15 protein-coding genes are annotated in these 16088 nt (G+C 65.5%); all 15 read left to right on the top strand.

Going from position 1 to position 16088, the window contains the following annotated elements:
- Positions 1 to 58: 58 nt before the first annotated feature.
- The 15 genes from EWM63_RS03740 to EWM63_RS03670 all read left to right on the top strand — a co-directional run bounded on the left by EWM63_RS03740 (position 59) and on the right by EWM63_RS03670 (position 15596).
- On the top strand, positions 59 to 739 hold the full coding sequence (locus EWM63_RS03740) for an energy-coupling factor ABC transporter permease (protein WP_130185339.1): 681 nt from the start codon (positions 59 to 61) through the stop codon (positions 737 to 739).
- Positions 736 to 1059, top strand: coding sequence for an energy-coupling factor ABC transporter substrate-binding protein (locus EWM63_RS03735; RefSeq protein WP_229487712.1), 324 nt, complete (start codon positions 736 to 738; stop codon positions 1057 to 1059). The genes EWM63_RS03740 and EWM63_RS03735 overlap by 4 nt, the downstream gene beginning before the upstream one ends.
- Positions 1053 to 1787, top strand: a complete 735-nt coding sequence (locus tag EWM63_RS03730) for a CbiQ family ECF transporter T component (protein ID WP_130185338.1) — start codon at positions 1053 to 1055, stop codon at positions 1785 to 1787. Before EWM63_RS03735 ends, EWM63_RS03730 begins: the two co-directional genes overlap by 7 nt.
- Positions 1787 to 2665 (top strand): energy-coupling factor ABC transporter ATP-binding protein, encoded by an 879-nt coding sequence (locus tag EWM63_RS03725; RefSeq protein WP_130190170.1) that lies wholly within the window; start codon positions 1787 to 1789, stop codon positions 2663 to 2665. Before EWM63_RS03730 ends, EWM63_RS03725 begins: the two co-directional genes overlap by 1 nt.
- The gene (gene cobM, locus EWM63_RS03720) at positions 2662 to 3453 is read left to right on the top strand and encodes a precorrin-4 C(11)-methyltransferase (RefSeq protein WP_130185337.1); all 792 of its coding nucleotides are present in this window, start codon (positions 2662 to 2664) and stop codon (positions 3451 to 3453) included. Before EWM63_RS03725 ends, cobM begins: the two co-directional genes overlap by 4 nt.
- Positions 3450 to 4499, top strand: coding sequence for a sirohydrochlorin chelatase (locus EWM63_RS03715; RefSeq protein ID WP_229487711.1), 1050 nt, complete (start codon positions 3450 to 3452; stop codon positions 4497 to 4499). Before cobM ends, EWM63_RS03715 begins: the two co-directional genes overlap by 4 nt.
- Positions 4496 to 5194 (top strand): precorrin-8X methylmutase, encoded by a 699-nt coding sequence (locus EWM63_RS03710; RefSeq protein ID WP_130185336.1) that lies wholly within the window; start codon positions 4496 to 4498, stop codon positions 5192 to 5194. The genes EWM63_RS03715 and EWM63_RS03710 overlap by 4 nt, the downstream gene beginning before the upstream one ends.
- A complete protein-coding gene (locus EWM63_RS03705; protein WP_130185335.1) occupies positions 5191 to 6387 on the top strand; it encodes a cobalt-precorrin-5B (C(1))-methyltransferase in 1197 nt (398 codons plus the stop codon). Before EWM63_RS03710 ends, EWM63_RS03705 begins: the two co-directional genes overlap by 4 nt.
- A 16-nt stretch (positions 6388 to 6403) precedes the next feature.
- On the top strand, positions 6404 to 7732 hold the full coding sequence (gene cbiE, locus EWM63_RS03700) for a precorrin-6y C5,15-methyltransferase (decarboxylating) subunit CbiE (protein WP_207221239.1): 1329 nt from the start codon (positions 6404 to 6406) through the stop codon (positions 7730 to 7732).
- On the top strand, positions 7729 to 8520 hold the full coding sequence (cobI, locus tag EWM63_RS03695) for a precorrin-2 C(20)-methyltransferase (protein WP_130185334.1): 792 nt from the start codon (positions 7729 to 7731) through the stop codon (positions 8518 to 8520). The genes cbiE and cobI overlap by 4 nt, the downstream gene beginning before the upstream one ends.
- Positions 8517 to 9302, top strand: coding sequence for a cobalamin biosynthesis central domain-containing protein (locus EWM63_RS03690; protein WP_207221238.1), 786 nt, complete (start codon positions 8517 to 8519; stop codon positions 9300 to 9302). Before cobI ends, EWM63_RS03690 begins: the two co-directional genes overlap by 4 nt.
- Positions 9299 to 9748, top strand: coding sequence for a cobalamin biosynthesis protein (locus EWM63_RS03685; RefSeq protein ID WP_229487710.1), 450 nt, complete (start codon positions 9299 to 9301; stop codon positions 9746 to 9748). The genes EWM63_RS03690 and EWM63_RS03685 overlap by 4 nt, the downstream gene beginning before the upstream one ends.
- Entirely contained in the window at positions 9723 to 10733 is a 1011-nt protein-coding gene (gene cobJ, locus EWM63_RS03680) for a precorrin-3B C(17)-methyltransferase (RefSeq protein ID WP_229487709.1), read from the top strand. Before EWM63_RS03685 ends, cobJ begins: the two co-directional genes overlap by 26 nt.
- Positions 10730 to 11086 (top strand): (2Fe-2S) ferredoxin domain-containing protein, encoded by a 357-nt coding sequence (locus EWM63_RS03675; protein WP_130185333.1) that lies wholly within the window; start codon positions 10730 to 10732, stop codon positions 11084 to 11086. Before cobJ ends, EWM63_RS03675 begins: the two co-directional genes overlap by 4 nt.
- Positions 11087 to 11318: 232 nt before the next feature.
- Positions 11319 to 15596, top strand: a complete 4278-nt coding sequence (locus EWM63_RS03670) for a P-loop NTPase fold protein (protein ID WP_130185332.1) — start codon at positions 11319 to 11321, stop codon at positions 15594 to 15596.
- The last annotated feature ends 492 nt before the right edge of the window (positions 15597 to 16088 follow it).

Raw genomic sequence — 16088 nt, 5'->3', positions numbered from 1 at the left:
CGACCGTCTTTTCATCTCCCGCTGGTGCTCTTATGGACCATTCGACGGGAGGTTTCGAATGCATATCATGGAAGGGTTCCTGCCGCCTGCGCATGCGCTGGGCTGGTCGGCCGTCTCCGCCTGTTTCCTGGCCGTGGGCCTGCGCGCGATGGCGCGCGACCTGCGCCTGCACCCGGAACGGCGCATGCTGTTCGGCGTCGCCGCCGCATTCGCGTTCCTGCTCTCCGCGCTGAAGCTGCCGTCGGTCACGGGCAGCTGTTCGCATCCCACCGGCGTGGGGCTCGGCGCACTGCTGTTCGGCCCCGCCGCGATGGTGCCCGTCGGCTTCGTGGTGCTGCTGTTCCAGGCGCTGCTGCTCGCCCATGGCGGCGTGACGACGCTGGGCGCCAACGTATTCTCGATGGCCGTGGTCGGCCCCTTCATTGCGTACGGCGTGTTCCGCGCCGCCGCCGCGCTGGGCATGTCGCGTTCCGTTGCCGTGTTCGCCGCCGCCTGTCTCGGCGACCTGGCCACGTATGGCACCACATCGCTGCAGCTGGCCTGGGCGTTTCCCGACCCGGTGGGCGGCATGGCCGCTTCGCTGGCCAGGTTCGCCGGCATCTTTGCATTGACCCAGGTACCCATCGCCATCAGCGAAGGACTGTTGACGGTGCTGGTGGTGAATGCCATCGCCCGCTTCCATGGCCCTGAGCAGCGCAATGCCCCCGTGTTCGCGCACTGTGCCAGGGAGCGCACATGAGATGGCAAATGAGGCCGCGCACGTGGCTGGCATGGACGGCGATCGTGCTGCTGTCGGTACTGCCTTTGTGGCTTGCCGGCGAGGCGGCGTTCGGCGGGGCGGACGAGCTGGCGCGCCAGGCCATCGGCACGATCGCGCCAGGATATCAACCGTGGTTCGCGCCCGTGTTCGAGCCGGCCAGCGGCGAGATCGCCTCGCTGCTGTTCGCCTTGCAGGCGGCGCTGGGCGCGGGCGTGATCGGCTACTGGCTCGGCCTGTCGGTAGGACGCGAGCGTGCCCGCGCCGCCGGCGGTGAATCCGATGGTGATCGCCGATGCTGATCGAAACGACCGCCTATGCGAACCGCTGGCGCGGCGTGGCGCCGTCGGCCAAGGCGCTGTTCGCGCTGGCCGGCATCGCCGCCGCATGGATCGCGCAGCGGCCCGGCACGCTGGCATTGCTGGCGCTGCTGCTGGCCCTTGCCGCGCTGGTTGGCGCGCGCGTGCCGCTGCGCGCATGGCTGGCGGCGGCGCTGGCGCCCCTCGGTTTCCTGTTGCTGGCGTGCGCCACCATGCCGATCGGACCCGACGCGCATGGCGACTGGCACTGGCATGCCGCGATGGTGCCGGTGGCGGCGCAGGCGGGGTGTCGCGCGCTGGCCGTGCTGGCCGCGCTGCTGGGTTTTACGTTGACCACGCCGCTGCCCGACCTGCTGTCGCTGCTGCGCCGCCTGCGCACGCCGGAAACGCTGCTCGACCTGATGGCGCTGTGCTACCGCATGCTGTTCGTGCTGCGCCGCGCCTGGGACGACGGGGTCGATGCGCAGCGCGCGCGCCTGGGCTATCGCGGCTGGCGCCATGGCTTTCGATCATCCGGGCTGCTGGCCGGCCACGTCGCCCAGCAGGTATGGCTGCGCGCGGCGGCGTTGCAGACGGCCGCGGACGCGCGCTCGTATGCCGGCACGCTGCGCTTCCTACCGGCCGCGTTTCCACGGGCGCGGCGCCAGAATACGCTCGCCCTGCTGGCCGGTGCGCTGCTCGTCGCGCTGGCGCTGGGAGACCGCTGGTGATGGCGCATCCCGTGCTTGAACTGGTCGACGTCGATCACGTCTACCCCGATGGCGGCACCGGCCTGCGCGGCTGCACGCTGGCGCTCGGCCGCGGCCGGCGCCATGCGCTGCTGGGTGCGAACGGCGCCGGCAAATCCACCGTGCTGCGCCACCTGAACGGCTTGCTGCGGCCGGGCGCCGGGCAGTTGCGCAGCGACGGCCAGCCCGTCGATGGCAGCCGCGCCGCGCTGGCAGCCTTGCGGCGCCGCGTGGGCCTCGTCTTCCAGGACCCGGAACGCCAGCTGTTCGCCGCGCACGTGGGCGAGGACGTGTCGTTCGGCCCGCTGAACCTGGGCCTCGATGCCGCCACGGTGGCGGCCCGCGTCGATGCCGCGCTCGATGCCGTGGGCCTGCACGGCTATGCGGGCCGCGCCGTGCACCACCTGAGCTTTGGCCAGAAAAAGCGCGTGTGCATCGCCGGCGTGCTGGCGATGGAACCGGAAGTGCTGCTGCTCGACGAGCCGATGGCCGGGCTCGATGCGCCGATGCAGGTCGACCTGGCGGCGCTGCTGGACCGCCTCGCCGCGCGCGGCGTGACGGTGCTGCTCACGACCCACGACGTCGACTTTGCTTTCGGGTGGGCCGACGACATCCACCTGCTGGCCGCCGGCCGCTGCATCGCCTCCGCGCCGGCCGAGCGGCTGGCGGCGCGCGCGGACCTGCTGCATACCGCCGGTCACCGCGTGCCGCTGGCCATCGCCTTGCATGCGCAACTGGCCGCGCGCGGCGTGTTGCCAGCCATCCCGGCGCCACGCAGCGTGCCGGCCTTGCTGGAGGCGCTGCAGGCGGATCTGGCCACATCTTCCGCCATATCGAACATCCTGGAGAGCACCGAATGACTGTTGAAAACCCCGGCAAGGTATGGTTCGTCGGCGCCGGTCCCGGCGACCCGGAACTCGTCACCGTCAAGGGCCGCCGGCTTCTGGGCGAGGCGGGCGCCGTGCTGTTTGCCGGTTCGCTGGTCGACCGCGCCGTCACGCTGTACGCACCGCCTGGCTGCACGATCCGCGATTCGAAGGACATGACACTGGAAGAAATGACCGCCTGGCTCATTGAACAGGCGGCCCGGCACCGCACAGTGGTGCGCCTGCAGACGGGCGACCCGGGCCTGTACGGCGCGCTGATTGAGCTGGCCCGCCCGCTGGGCGCGGCGGGCATCGAATGGGCCGTGGTGCCGGGCGTGTCGTCGGCGATGGCGTCGATGGCGGCGGCCGGCGAATCGCTGACCTTGCCCGAGGTTACGCAGACCGTGATCCTCACGCGCGTGGAAGGGCGCACGCCGATGCCGGAAGGCGAAGACCTGGCCAGCCTGGCCGCGCACCGCACCACGCTGTGCATCTTCCTGTCGATCACGCTGCTGCACAAGGTGGAAGCAGCGCTGCGCGCAGCCGGCTGGCCGGAAGATGCGCCGATGCTGGTGGTGCACAAGGCCAGCTGGCCGGGCGAGGAAAAGATCCTGCGCGGCACGCTGGCCGACATCAAGGCACGCTGCCGCGAAGCGGGCGTAGCCAGCCAGGCGATGATCGTGGCCAGCCCCACGCTCGGGGCGCTGCACTGGGAAACGCTGGCCCGCTCGAAACTTTACGACCCCACTTTTACCCATCGTTATAGAAAGGCAAGCGCATGAACGGACCAGTCATGATGCGGCCGGCGCCAGCGCCGGCGACTGACATCATTCTCATCGTCGGCCACGGTTCGCGCGAGGATTCGGGCAACCGCGAGATCCGCGAATTCACGGAACAGTGGCGCGCACGCCGCCCTGGCTGGCGCATCGAACTGTGTTTCATCGAGTTCGCGCCGCCGGAACTGAACGCCGCGCTGCTGGCCGCGGCCCGCGCCGCCAGCCGTGTGCTGGTGGTGCCGCTGATCCTGAACGCCGCCGGCCACGTGAAAATGGAAATTCCCGAGGCGATCGAAGCCGCGCGGGCCGCCTGCCCGCCGGCCGCCGGCCACCAGGTCGACATTCTGCTCGCGCCGCACCTGGGCGCCAGCGATCCGGTGCTGGCGGTGTTGCGCCGCCGCCTGCGCGGCGCGATGGCCACGCTCGACATGCCCGACCCCACCACGACCGGCGTGGTGCTGCTGGGTCGAGGCTCTTCGGACCGCGGCGCCAACGGCGACATGGCGAAGATGGCGCGCTGGCTGCTGGAGGAGGGCGACCATGAGCTGGTCGACCTGGCATTCACCGGCATCACGTGGCCCCGGCTGGAAAAGGTGGTGCAGCGCCAGGTGCTGCTGGGCATGCGCCAGGTCGTCGTGCTGCCGTATTACCTGTACACAGGCACGCTGATCCAGCGCATCCACAGGCAGGTCGAGCATCTGCGGGCGCAGTACCCGCAGGTGCGCTTCGCGTGCACCGAACACTTCGGCTTCGAGGCGGAAATTTTCGGGCTGATGGACGAGCGTGTGGAAAACCTGCGCGCGGGCGTGCCGGACAGCCGCCTCCCGTGCGACGGCTGCAGCTACCGCGAAATCGCCCATGAGCTGGGACACGGCCATTCGCATGCGCATACGCATGCGCACGCTCCCGCGGCTGCCGATCCGCACGCCCATGGGCATGACCACGGCCACGGACATACCCACGAGCATGGCCATTCGCACGAGCATGGTCATGACCATCACCACGACCATGAACATCGCCACGACCATGGCACGACCGGGGTGCCCGCATGAGCAGCGTGAACACGGTCACCGAGCAGCTCACCCGCGCCGGCCAGGCGATCGAGCATGACAGCTTCGCCATCATCGATGCCGAGACAGGCCCGCACGCCTACACGGCCGCGCAGTGGCCGATCGTGCGCCGCATGATCCATGCAAACGCCGACTTCGATTTCAACGGTCTCACGGAATTTCATCCTGAAGCCGTGGAGGCGGGCATTTGCGCCATGCTGGCCGGCGCCACGCCGGTGGTGGCCGACGTGGAAATGGTCTGCTCGGGCCTGTCGCGGCCGCGTCTGGCGCACTTCGGCATGGCCACGCACCAGTTCATCAGCGATGCCGACGTGATCGAACTGGCCAGGGCCGAAGACACCACGCGCGCCGTGCAGGCCATGCGCAAGGCCCATCGCCTGGGCTTGCTCGACGGCGCCATCGTCGGCATCGGCAACGCGCCCACGGCATTGATCGAACTGGTGCGGCTCATTCGCGAGGAAGGCGTCCGTCCGGCCCTGGTGGTGGGCATGCCGGTCGGCTTCGTGTCGGCCGCCGAATCAAAGGACCTGATGGCGGAGCAGGGCGACGTGCCGTGGATCGTGATCCGTGGCCGCAAGGGCGGCTCCACGCTCGTGGTGGCGGCGCTGCATGCGCTGCTGGCGCTGGCCGAGGAACGCCAGAAGCTCGGGAACCACCTGGAGGCGGCGCGCGCATGAAGGAAAAGTCGGCGACCGAACGCGGCACGCGCACCGGCTTCACCACCGGCGCCTGCTCCGCCGCGGCCGCGCGCGCGGCGATGCTGGGCCTGGCCACCGGCAGCGTGCCGGAGCAGGTCGAGGCGCTGCTGCCCAACGGCAGCCGGGTGACCTTCGCCGTGCATGACGGCCGCTGCGGCGAAGGCCGCGCCCATGCGATGGTGGTGAAATTCGCCGGCGACGACCCGGATTGCACCGATGGCGCACACATGACGGTCGACCTGCGCCTGCTGCCGGGCCAGGGCGGCACGGTGGCCTGGGTGGCCGGCGACGGTGTCGGCACGGTCACGATGAAGGGCCTGGGCCTGGAAGTAGGCGGGCCGGCGATCAATCCCGTGCCGCGCAAGAATATCGCCGACAACCTGCGCGAAGCGGCACCGGACCTGATGGCCGACCATGGCGTGGAAGTGACGATCAGCGTGCCCGATGGGCAGGTCATGGCGAAGAAGACCACGAATGCGCGCCTGGGCATCCTGGGCGGCATCAGCATCCTGGGCACCACGGGCATCGTCAAGCCGTACTCCACGGCCGCCTGGCGTGCCAGCGTGGTGCAGGGCGTGCAGGTGGCGTCCACGGCCGGTCACGGCATGGTGGCGCTGACGACGGGCGGGCGCACCGAAACGTTCGCGATGGCCACCCTCCGCGGTGAACGGCCGGACCTGCCGGCCGCCTGCTTCGTGCAGATGGGCGACTTCCTCCGCTATGCGCTCGATGAAGCTGTGGCGCAGGGCATCGGCCTCGTGGTGCTGGCCGTCATGGTGGGCAAGCTGACCAAGATCGCCCAGGGCGAAACCATCACCCACGCCAACCGCAGCGAAGTCGATACCGACCTGGTGGCGGAGATCGGGCGGCGCATCGGCGCCAGCGCCGAGGATTGCGCCGCCATGGCCGCCGCCGAGACGGCCCGCTTCGGCGCCGAGCTGATGGTCGAGCGGGGCCTGGGCGAGGCATTCCACCGCGCGCTGGCGCAGGCCGCGATCGACACGCTGACTGCGCCGGACCGGTATGGCCGCACCTTCCAGCTGCGCGTGCTGGTGTGCGACTTCACGGGCGAACGGGTGGCCGACGTGTGGTCGGCCCCGGCGCTGCCGCGTGCGCGCCCGGCCAGTGCCGGCCGCACTGGCATCGCCCACATTGCCGATGCCGAATCCTGACTCTGGACGAACACTCATGGACACTCATCTGAAAGACCCCAACCCCTGCCGCGTGATCGGCGTCCTCGACGACGGCGTCGCCAGCCTGAACGCCACGGCGCTGGCGCACCTGCGCGGCGCCGACGTGGTGATCGGCGGCACGCGCACGCTGGCGCTGCTGGCGCGCGAGCTGAAAGCGGGCGCCGTGCAGCACGACCTGACCGGCCGCCTGAAGGACGTGCCGGCGTGGGTGCGCGCCGCGCGCGCCGACCACCTGAACTGCGTGGTCCTGGCCACCGGCGATCCGCTGTGCCATGGCATCGCCCCATACCTGGCGCAGCACCTGTGCGTGCAGGCGCTCGAACTCCTGCCCAATCTGTCGACCTTGCAGCTGGCCTGCGCGCGCATCGGGCTGGCATGGCACGATGCCGCCATCGTTTCCGTGCATGCGAAGGACGCCGGCGAATGGCGGCGTGGCGCCACGCCGGAACACGGCCTGTACGCACTGGCGCAGGCCTTGCGCACCCATGCGCGGCTGCTGGTGCTGACGAGCCCCGACAACAGCCCGGATCGCATTGCCCGGCTGCTGCTGGCAGAAGGCCTGGGCGACGATTTCCTCATGGCGGTGGCGGAAAACCTGCTGCAACCGGAAGAGCGCGTGCTGGCCGAACTGTCGATGGCCGATGCAGCCGGCACGTGCTTCGCCGCGTTGAACGTGGTGCTGCTCTGGCGCGTCGCGCCGGCACCGCAACCGGTGCGCTTCGGTTTGCCGGACACCGCGTTCGTGCAGCGCCAGCCCGACAAGGGCCTGATCACCAAGCAGGAAGTGCGGGCCGTGAGCCTGGCGCGGCTGCAACTGCGGGCAGGCAGCGTGGTGTGGGACATCGGCGCCGGTTCCGGTTCGGTGGGCCTGGAAGCGGCGCGCCTGTGCCCGCGCGGCCACGTGTACGCCATCGAGAAGAACGAGGCGGATCACGCGATCGCCATGCAAAACCACGCCGCCTTCGGTGTCGCCAACTACAGCCTGCACCTCGGCAAGGCGCCGGACGGCCTGGATGCCTGGCCGGACCCGGATGCCGTCTTCATCGGCGGCTCGGGCGGCGAGCTGGCCGGCCTGATCGCAGGCGTGATGGGCAGGCTGCGCCCCGGCGGCACGCTGGTGATGAACTTCGTCACGCTGGAAAACCTGGCCACGGCGACCGCCACGCTGGCAGCACTTGAAGAGGAGGGCGGAGGGGGGCACTTTGCATGGGATGTGCTGCAGCTGCAGGCCGCGCGCAGCAAACCGATCCTGCACATGCACCGCATGGCGGCCGAGAACCCCGTGTGGATCGTGTGCGCACAGCGGGCCGGGAGCGCGGCATGAGCGGCACGCTGTTCGGCATCTCGCTGGGCCCCGGCGACCCGGGCCTGATCACGCGCGCCGCGTGGGCGGCACTGGAGCGGCGCGACGCGGTGTGGGTGTATCCGGCGCGCAGCGGCAAGACGCCCAGCTATGCGCTCGACATCGCGCACCGCGCCGGCCTGGTGCCGCCGCCCGAGCACGCGCTGCTGCTGTTCCCGATGACGCACGATGGCGAGAAGCTGGCGCGCGCGTGGCTGCGCGCCGCCGAGGCAGTGCTGCCCTGGCTGCGGGCGGGGCGCGACGTGCTGTTCCTCGTCGAAGGCGACGCCAGCACGTACGCCACGTTCGGCCACCTGGCGCGCACCGTGCGCGCGCTGGACGAACGCGTGCCGGTCGAGATCATCGCCGGCGTGAACGCGTTCACGGCCGCCTGCGCGCTGGCCGACGTGCCGTTCGCGGAGCAGGACGACACGGTGGCCATTGTGCCGGCCGCATATGGCGTAAGTGCGGTCGACCGGCTGCTGCCCGACTTCGACACGCTGGTGCTGATGAAGGTGAAACCGATCCTCGATGAGCTGATCGACTGGCTGGCGCGGCGCGAGCTGCTGGCCGGCGCCCATTTCATCGAACGGGTGGGCGCACCGGACGAGCGGCGCTTCAGCGGCGACGCCATCCTGGCGCTGCGCGGCACGAAGGTCAGCTATCTGTCGCTGCTGATCGTGAAGCACGGGCACCGCATCCGCGGCGAACGCATCAAGGGCTGCCTGCGCAAGAGCGGCCCCCTTACCCCTTATACGGAGACCGCATGACCGATTCACCCAATGCCAATGCCGGCGTCGACATCAAGGCGGACGCCACCCCGCGCCTGTGCCTCGTGGCGATCACGAAGCATGGCGCCGCGCAGGCCGCGCGCCTGGCCGCCGACCTGCCGGAAGCCGACATCTGCACGGCCGCGAAATTCGCCGCCACCTTCGCCGGGCTGCCGAACCGCCTCCACCCGTATGGCGGCGCGCTGCGCGACGAGATGGCCCCGCTGTTCGCCGGCTACGACCAGCTCGTGTTCTTTGTTTCGCTGGGCGCCGTTGTACGCCTGATCGCGCCGCACCTGCGCAGCAAGGATGAAGATCCGGGCGTGATCGTCGTCGACGACGCGGGCCAGTACGTGATTCCCGTGCTGTCCGGGCACGTGGGCGGCGCCAACGAATGGAGCGAGCGCCTCGCCACGCTGCTCGGCGCAGCCCCGGTGCTGACCACGGCTTCCGACGTGGGCCGCACGATCCCCGTCGACATCCTGGGCCGCCACCTGGGCTGGCGCGTGGAAGCGCCGAAGATCAACATCACGCGTGTCTCCGCGCACGTCGTCAACGGCGAGCCGATCGCCTTCGTGCAGGAAGCGGGCAGCCCGCACTGGTGGACCCGGCCCACGCCGCTGCCGGACAACATCCACCGCTTCGCGCGTTTCGCCGACGTGCCGCTGGACCGCTATGCGGCGCTGCTGTGGGTCACGCATGAGCAGGTGCCGGCCGAACGGTGGGATGCGCTGCACGAGCGCCTCGTCGTGTACCGCCCGCCGGTGGACGCCGCGCCGTGAGCACCGCGGTGGACCCCGCCGTGGACACCTACACCGTGGGCCTCGGTTGCGACCGCGGCGTGGCCTTGCAGACGGTGCGCGAAGCCGTGCAGGCCGCGCTGCGCGAGGCTGGCGCGATGCCCTCGCAGGTGACGGCGGCGGCGTCGATCACGCTCAAGCAGGATGAAGCGGCGCTGCTGGCCATCGCCAGCGAATACGGCTGGCCTCTGCGTTTCTATGAAGCCGCGGCGCTGGCCGCCGTGCCGGTGCCGCACCCGTCGGCCACGGTGCTGCGCTACACGGGCACGCCGTCCGTCAGTGAAGCGGCCGCGCTGCTGGCCGCCGGGGCGGGCACGCCGATGACGGCCCTCATCGTCGAAAAACACAAACACCGGGGCGCCGATGGCCGTCATGCCACCGTCTCGATCGCCAGGAAGAACCATGAACGATTTGTCCGCATTACCTGAAATGCCGCCGGCCACCGCCGGCAAGATCATGCTGGTGGGGATCGGCCCCGGCAGCGTGGAGCACATGACCGCCAGGGCCCGCGCGGCCATCGCCGAAGCCGACGTGGTGATCGGCTACGTCACCTACATCAAGCTTGTGGCGGATCTCCTCGAGGGCAAGGAGATCATCCGCAAGTCGATGACCGAGGAGCTCGACCGCGCCGTGAGCGCGCTCGAAGCCGCGCGCGCCGGCAAGAAGGTGGCGCTGATCTCGTCGGGCGACGCCGGCGTGTACGGCATGGCCGGGCCCACCTACGAGGTGCTGTTCCAGTCCGGCTGGACACCCGACGATCCCGTGCAGGTGGAGATCGTGCCAGGCGCGTCGGCATTGAACAGCTGCGCCGCGCTGGTGGGCGCGCCGCTGACGCACGACTTCTGCGCGATCTCGCTGTCGGACCTGCTCACGCCATGGCCCACGATCGCGCGCCGCCTCGACGCGGTGGCGATGGCCGACTTCGTGGTCGCGCTGTACAACCCGAAGAGCGGCCGGCGCACGCGCCAGATCGTCGAGGCGCAGCGCCTGTTCCTGCGCCACCGCCGGGCCGACACGCCGGTGGCGATCGTCAAGAGCGCCTACCGGCGCCGCGAGAACATCGTGTTCACCACGCTCGACCGGATGGCCGACGCGGACATCGGCATGCTCAGCACCGTCCTGATCGGCAACAGCAACACGTTCGTGCGCAATGGCCTGATGGTCACGCCACGCGGCTACGCCAACAAATACGACATGGAAGAAGGCGGCACCACGCGCGCCGGCGAAAAGGCCGGCCGCTCGCTGTCGACGGGCCTGCTGGGCTGGCTCGATACGCTGCAGGCGGAGCATGCGGCCGGTGCCAGCATCGCGGCGCTGGCGGCCCGCCACCGCCTGCCGGCCGACTACATCGCCGCCACGCTGGCCGAGCCGTGGGCCGACGAAGCCGTGCCGGCAGGGGAGGGGGAAGCATGAGCGAAGTCAGCAAAACCGCCGAAGTGGTGAAACCAAAGATCGGCAGCTACCGCCGCCACCTGCTGGTGTGCACGGGCCCGCGCTGCAGCGCGGACGACGCATCGCAGGCACTGTTCGACAGCCTGGGCGACAAGCTGAAAGCGGCTGGCCTGACGACGGGCGACCTGCGCGTCAAGCGCAGCCGGGTCGGCTGCTTCGCCGCCTGCAAGGGCGGTCCGATCGTGTGCGTGCAGCCGGACGGCACGTGGTACTACAACGTCACGCCGGAAAACATGGACCGCATCATCGGCGAGCACCTGTGCAATGGGCGGCGTGTGGAGGAACTGGTGTTCCACCAGGCTGGCGAGGAGTGATCCCCCATGCGTTGCTATGGCCTGATCGCTTGCACTGCCTGCAGGCAGAGTGGGATTTGTCGTTTTACAACGTGCATCATGATCGTCGATATCTTGTCATCGCATTGCCGCGTAATATGGAATTAACGTAGGTCATGGGCACCCGGAACGACAGGCAAAAACGTATAAGTTGAAGCCTATACCAATGCCTGCACTGCATTGACAGGCGCGTACCTGATGACAAGAGGGCAGGATGATAAAGGCACGCTCCCGGCCAGCCATGGCATTCAGCGGACTTCGATCGTTTCTGATCGTATCCAGCTTTGCAATCTTGATTCTCTCGACCATTGCTGCCTGGCTGCAGCAACCTCTTGCAAATCCTCTTGAGCGTGCCGAGCGATGGTCTCGCCAATGGTGGATCTCGCCTGTAGAAAGTTCGCCTTTGCAGCGCTTTGCGCTGACCGCTCCGGGAGATATTTTCGCGCTGCGCGAAGGTACCCACATGTGGATCGTGGAAGGAAATTCCATCGCGTGGACCAAGGATCGTGCCAGCACATGGGAAAAGGCCCGACTTCCTCTTTCGACTGCCGAATGGCAAATGCAGTTCGTAGATCCAGTGCATGGCTGGATCCACGACATATCCTACGGTAGCGAGCCAAACTTATTCTCGACCAATGATGCAGGGCGTAACTGGACACAACTTGCACTCCCGCCGGTCGAACTCGACGACGAGAAACCCATTATCGACTTTATCGATCCGAAGCATGGTTGGGCAAGCATGAAGGGCCAATTATTCGAGACAATGGATGGCGGGCAGACTTGGAAATTAGTCTTCGGAAGACCTGATTCGCCTAGAATAACCGCACTTGAATTTTCCGATTCAAGAACTGGATGGATGAGCACGGAAAACGACGGAGGAATTGTTCAATTTTCTTCCGATGGTGGGAAAACCTGGAACACGGAAATAGTACCAAACGCATTGCCTGTTACTCAAAAAAAATTTGTAATCGAGAATAACTCAACAAGTTTATTGATAACAATCCGAGCCGATTCCATTACCTTAGATAATCCACAGCCTGCACTGTATGTCAAGAAAAATCAGGGAAAGTGGCAGGCGGTAACATTGCCAGAAAACTTTCAAGGTGAAATCAAAGCTGGTTCTCTTCAGAAAGATCGAATTTGGGTATTCAATGACAGTGGCCAGCTATTCACTGGAAATGTCGATGGAGGCAGTTGGACCCGTCATAAAGTACCTGCACTGACGGAAGACCTACAGATATCGGAAGACGGTAGAGGATGGAGCAAATCGCGCGACGGTTCGATTTGGCTCACCACCGATATTCGCAAGGGGTGGCAGCCCGCAACATTATCACTGGAGCGACCTCGGCTGCAAGCCTTGCATTTGAGACCGCTTGGCACGGGCAGGTTTATCCTGGCGCAAAACGGGCAGCACATCCTTGCATCAACCAAGGATGGGGGGCGCAACTGGCAGTTCTCTTCGTTACCCGAGATTGCGTTCCGATTAAGAACTCTTTTTACGGATGACAGGCGCGGATGGGTATATTCCTTCTTGGCAAACGAGTTCTATCGAACAGATAACGGGGGCGCCAGCTGGAAAGGCCTGGATCTTCCAAATGGTCGTATTCGCAGGATTTTTTTCATGACGCCTGACAGAGGGTGGGCCTTCGTGACGAACGACAGCACCCGGAAACTCGCGCTCGCCCACACTATGGATGGAGGCGAGTCATGGAGTTATTCTTCCAAGCCTCCTCGAATTCCATTCTCCCATGTACACGATATGCATTTCATGACTGAGACGACCGGATGGGTCCGCGTTGGCAGTGAAAGAAATCGTGGGTCGAATTTTTACATGACATGGGATGGTGGAACGAACTGGCACCTGGCGCCGGATGTGATGGATTTGGACGTTGCAACATGCAGTTTTTCCGATGTCGCCAACGGGTGGCTGTTGGCGATGAATGGGGACATTGGTCAGCTATACAAAACCGTCAATGGTGGACGCGCGTGGACCAAAATCGATGCTTTTTCGATGGTCGTGAGTCCGGTCAAAGATTCCCGTCTCACCAGCGCGAATCTGTTGCTTCGCCTCTCGGCGCCGGATCCTGACCATGCATGGGTTTCTGACAGGACAGGCCGTGCATTACGTACGTCAGATGGCGGCGATAAATGGGCGCCACTGAAAATCGTCCCCCAGAGCAATGGCCCAATCGGCGTTATGCAGTTTACCGACGCTAAAAATGGATGGGTAGATGCTGCCGGAACGCTATATCGGACCGAGGATAGTGGAACGACCTGGTCTCCTGTCTCGTTCGCCACCGGAGTCACCGGTACCATGGCCGCATGGCACCCGCCGCTTTCCGGAGCCGGTTTTTGGATAGGCACCAATGATCAACGCTATGAAACCAGCGATTACGGGCAGCATTGGTCACCGAGCGGTGAGTATCGAAAATATTTTGCGCCGTGGTGGTGGCTGACCGCGGCGCTCGCACTTGCCATGTCAGGCCTGGCGGTCACCATCGATCCAGGCCAATTGCCGCGCCCCGCCTCGATCGAGGACAGGCTCTCGCCCGATGTTCCCATTACATCACCGCAGGAAGATCAGCTCGGATACAGCCGCATTGCGGATGGCCTGGCCGCATTCATATCAAATCCGGCCACGGCACCACCATTTTCCATCGCAATTACGGGGCCTTGGGGAAAGGGCAAGAGTTCGATCATGTCGCTGCTGCGGCGTCGCCTCGATGAATGGCATTTTCCGATCGTATGGTTCAACGCCTGGCATCACCAGAAAAGCGAGCAGATCCTTGCATCGCTGTTCGCACATATCCGCGAACAGGCACTGCTGCCCTGGTACACCAAACAGGGCCTGGGTTTTCGCATGCGGCTGATTGCCGATCGTTGGCGGGATGGCTTGCCACTGCTCGCATTGGCTGGCTTGCTTGTGTTTTTTGGCGCGTGGTATTTCACCGATCAGGCCAGCCTTGCTGCGCTTGCCGAAACACTGAAAGAGAAAGCGGTCGATAACGAGGGCGGCAACAAGCAGGAAGGATTACTCAGCGCGACCTCGTGGAAGGCCGCAATCGCTGCGGGCGGGACACTCGGCCTCGTCTTGATCGCCAAGAATTTCATGGGCATCGTCACGGCATTCGGTGTAACCCCGAAGATGCTGCTTTCCGCCACGGCAGCCTTAAGGCCGGGCAGCCTGGCATCCGCCGCGGCGGCACGTTACCAGTTTGCAAAAGACTTCGGGGAAGTATGCAATGCCTATGGCATTCGCAGGCTGGTCGTGTTCGTCGACGATATCGACCGATGCGATCCCGCTGTCGTACCGGAGGTCCTAGAGTTAATCAATTTCCTGATGAGTTCCGGGCGCTGCTTCGTCGTGATGGGTGCCGAGAAATCATGGGTATGTGGTGCGGTCGCCAACGCTTACAAGGATCTGGCGGAGCAGGTAGCAAAAGGGAATGGCCAGCACACTGCCGATGCCCAGGGAGAATTCGCCGAACGTTATCTGGAAAAGCTCTTCAACCTGGAAGTTCCAGTGACTGCAAGCGGAGACAATGTCATCAAGGCCATGTTGGCAAATGACCGGCCAACGGAAGAAAGCAAGCCAAACATTGCCGGAACGCTGGTGACCTTGGGCAGGCGGCTGGCACCTGCTGTACTGTCTATTGGAGTGATCATCCTCTTGGCATGGCTGGGCTTTCATGTTGGCAGCAACTCCGAAAATGCACGTGAAAAGGCGTCATTCCAGCCTCTGCCGGTCATCGAAGCCGTGAAGGACGTGTCCGGAACGAAGCGGCAGCGCTGTGAGGGAGATCCGGAAAAGTGTCGCGAAAGCGACAAGGAGAGGGCAAAAGCCGAGGAACAGGATAACGCCCCCTTGAGAGAACTGCACCGCCCGGCGCTAGCCGACGACTCGCCGTTCCCGATATGGTACGTGGTGGTTCCGCTCGCCCTTCTGATCGCCGCTGCATTTGGCGCGGCGGTCCGGCTTCCACGGTTCGTCCATCGGGATTCGGTTGATTTTCTCCGCGCCCTCGAAACGTGGAGCGAATGGCTCAGCGAAACCTATACGACGCCCCGAAGTTTCAAGCGCTTCGTGAACAAGGTGCGGTTCCTGGCGATGCTGGAACGCGCGGCTCCCCAGGTTGCCGAGGCACGCAAGCGCACCAGAAAAGACCGCCGTCGGCGTGCGGCGGCGCAAAACGAATCGCATGATATCGCCAGTCCTGCCATCGTTGCCTATGCGGCAATCCTGTCGCGGCAGCCAGGCTGGCGCCGGGAATGTTTTGCCGGCCAAGGCATACTTGTCGATGAACCAGAGCTTCGTGCAAGACTGCAAAAGTCGTTCACTCCTGAGACCAAGACGTTCGATGAGGTGTATGGCGAACTGGTAGTCACGCTCGCTCAACACAATGGCGAGCAAGCGGCCGGCGATGGTGCGAGTAACTGGCTTCCGTCAGTCGCCACGGGGCGTTTGATCGAGCGCCTAGTGCTCGCGGACTAAGAGCCGCTTACACAAGTCGTCTACGAGGCGAGAAGTTATGATTGCAGCAGCCGGTGAGAGCAGCGCTTTATGGATGACTCGCGTCGACGACGATATGCCGTTTGGGGTTTGGTTTTCCACGATCTGTCGGGTTTGGACCCGTTTCGTAGCGCCTCGGTGCGGCCACATTGGCCTGGTCATCGACCGAACGCCGACGGCCTCTTTTTAGCGACGGGACAAATTTCGGTATCAACGGCTCCAGCACCGCCCACGAATCATTGCTAACTTTTCTTCTTGCCGTGCCCGCTACAGAACGCAGACCATGACCGCCCGTCCAGTTGTATTAGCAGCTCTAAGTTTGCCATCGATCCTTTGTGGCTGGCTTGGCACTACGACGGACTGTCAGCCGACATCGCGCTAAGCCACATCATGAAGATGAATACACTATCCAAGGAATACATCGGGCGCATGGTGACGAGTGCGCTTTTCGGCAATCACTTGGATGAGGTGCGT

Origin of the sequence: Pseudoduganella lutea, from assembly GCF_004209755.1 — a bacterium.
Lineage (GTDB): Bacteria > Pseudomonadota > Gammaproteobacteria > Burkholderiales > Burkholderiaceae_D > Rugamonas > Rugamonas lutea.
This window is presented reverse-complemented; position numbering and strand designations above follow the sequence as displayed.